Genomic DNA, 1,311 nt, shown 5'->3' with positions numbered 1-1,311 from the left:
CAAGTCCGAGCCGACCGACTACACCAAGGCGATGACCGATTTCGCCTCGGCCCAGGCCGAGATGACCGCCGAGACCATGGCCGCCTTCGCCGAAGTGGCGAAGAAGGTGCAGATGGAGACGGTCGAGCTGATGATGGCCGCCGGCAAGGAAGCCACCGAAGAGGCGACCGCCGCCGTCAAGAAGGCGACCGCCGAAGTGACCTCGGCCGCCAAGAAGGCCGCCGCGAAGTAATCGCGCCCCGGCGCACGGGTTTCGTGCCGACGTCCTCCCCGTCGGCATGAACAGGGAAGGGCGGGTCAATTGCGGCCCGCCCTTCTTCCGTTCTTCGCGCACCGCAGAACCCGATTGCTTTTTGCGATCACGGGCGTAGGCTGTCCGATGCTGCGTCGCAGGAGAGGGAGGCGAGCATGGGCAACGCGAAGGCCACGGGCGCCGAGCCGCTTCTCATCAAGCGCTACGCCAGCCGGAGGCTCTACAACACCGAGACATCGGATTACGTCACGCTCGAGGACATCGCGGGTTTCATCCGTGCCGGCCGCGAGGTGAAGATCGTGGACCTGAAATCGGGCGACGACCTCACGCGGCAATACCTCCTCCAGATCATCGCCGAGCACGAGAGCCGGGGCGAGAGCGTCCTGCCCATCGCGGTGCTGACCGACCTCGTGCGCAGCTACACCACGCAGGCGCAGTCCGTCGTGCCCGACTTCCTTGCCATGAGCTTCGAGATGCTCAAGCAGGGGCAGTCGAAGATGGTCGAGAACATGACCGCGATAAACCCGATGGCCTCGATGCCCGGCTTCGAGGCGATGCGCGCGCAGCAGGAGGCCTTCTTCAAGGCCATGACCGGCGGCATGGGCAAGACCTGGTCCGGCCCCGCGCAGGACGACGAGGGCGAGGGCGACACCTCCTCGAAGGACGAGCTCGCCGACATCAAGAAGCAGCTCGCCGAGCTCCAGTCCAAGCTCAGCCGGATGTGAGGCGCCACGCGGGCGCGCTCAGTTTCCCAGTATCCTCGGCAGCCTCAGCCCGTGCTCGCGCGCGCAGGCGACGGCCTCCTCGTAGCCCGCGTCCGCGTGGCGCCAGACCCCCGAGGCCGGGTCGTTCCACAGCACCCGCTCGAGCCGCCGCGCGGCCTCGGGCGTGCCGTCCGCGACGATCACCACGCCCGCGTGCTGGCTGAACCCCATGCCGACGCCGCCGCCGTGGTGCAGCGACACCCAGGTCGCCCCGCTCGCCGTGTTGACGAGCGCGTTCAGAAGCGGCCAGTCGCTCACCGCATCCGAGCCGTCCTTCATCGCCTCCGTCTCGCG

Annotated in this window: 1 protein-coding gene and 2 pseudogenes; 2 read left to right on the top strand and 1 reads right to left on the bottom strand. The window is 68.0% G+C overall.

Annotated elements, in window-relative coordinates:
- Together ACTS11_RS14990 and phaR are read left to right on the top strand one after the other, a co-directional pair.
- A pseudogene (locus tag ACTS11_RS14990) lies at window positions 1-232 on the top strand (Phasin); the annotation flags it as partial.
- Between the two features lie 176 nt (window positions 233-408).
- On the top strand, window positions 409-978 hold the full coding sequence (gene phaR, locus ACTS11_RS14985) for a polyhydroxyalkanoate synthesis repressor PhaR (RefSeq protein WP_442641104.1): 570 nt from the start codon (window positions 409-411) through the stop codon (window positions 976-978).
- 18 nt (window positions 979-996) lie between these two features.
- On the opposite strand, the pseudogene ACTS11_RS14980 reads toward phaR, so the two are convergent.
- Window positions 997-1,311: pseudogene (locus tag ACTS11_RS14980) on the bottom strand (urocanate hydratase); the annotation flags it as partial.

It is taken from the genome of Roseicyclus sp., from assembly GCF_052168335.1.
GTDB lineage: Bacteria > Pseudomonadota > Alphaproteobacteria > Rhodobacterales > Rhodobacteraceae > Roseibacterium.
The sequence above is the reverse complement of the archived record's forward strand: the minus strand, read 5'-3'. Positions and strand labels throughout refer to the sequence as shown.